General features: G+C 42.7%; 1 pseudogene. It reads right to left on the reverse strand.

Annotated features, from left to right (window positions below):
* Positions 1 to 985, reverse strand: a pseudogene (locus A3729_RS29815) (cache domain-containing protein); the annotation flags it as partial.
* Positions 986 to 1,001: the final 16 nt, after the last annotated feature.

A 1,001-nucleotide genomic window follows, 5' to 3' on the forward strand; every position in this document is an offset into this window, starting at 1 on the left:
AGAAGTTCTCTTTGTCTTCAACCAAGAAGCGGCTCTTGCTCTGAGCTTTGAATTCTTGAGAAACCAGGTAAGTTTCGCCTGAATAGCCCATACCAGACTTTTCCCATTGTTCGTTATGGGTCATGATTCGGTTCAGCTCATCGATAGGCATTTGAAAAGCCAAAACGGCGATTTTCTCACCTTGTTTATTTACCACAGGGCTTGCCATAAAGGAGGCAGGAGCTTCATAAGATGGCGTATAAGACTGAAAAGAAGTAAAGGCTATGTGGTCAGGGTCACTTGCGTTGGCAGCTTCTTTATAGACTTTAGCTAAGTCACTATTTTTATAAGGCCCGGTAAGTAAAGAGGTGGCGTAATCGAGCTCTTTGAAAACGGAGTAAATAATCTCGCCTGAGTCAATATCGATCAAAAAGATGTCGTAATATTGGAATTCGTTAAGGTGCTTTCTAAACTCCGGGTGATACTCTTTGTGTACCTCATTGTAATCGGAGCTAAAGTCGAGTGAGTCTAAGGCATCTTTTTGACCTAAGGGGTTAGCGTTGTCTGCAATGAAGTGATATTGCATTAAACGGGCTTTATCGCTAATGCTGTTAAGTAAATTGCCGGGAGATAATGAAGAGCCTGGATTGCTCTCGGCATAGGTGGCACCAAATTGCCCGGTGTAATAATCTTCTAACTTGTCAGATATTTCGTTGCTACTGACGGTTTTAGGAAAATCATCATAGCTAGCGATGAAGCCTTCAGCTGAGTCGACGACACTATGGCTTGCAGAGAAAGCTTTAAGCTCATGTTTGATAGTCTGTAGGTAGCTGTGAATAAAGTCCTTCTGGGATTCTCGCTGTGTGATGAGCGCTTTCCGTGCTTCGTTTTCAATAACGCTTTCGGCAATATTAAATCCAACACCTGCTGTAATCAGAGCGGTTAATAGTACCGAAACAACGGACACTGAAAGTGATCCGAGGAGAACTTTTCGAGAGATGGACATGGTTGTTTCCTATTAT

Source organism: Oleiphilus sp. HI0043, assembly GCF_001634935.1.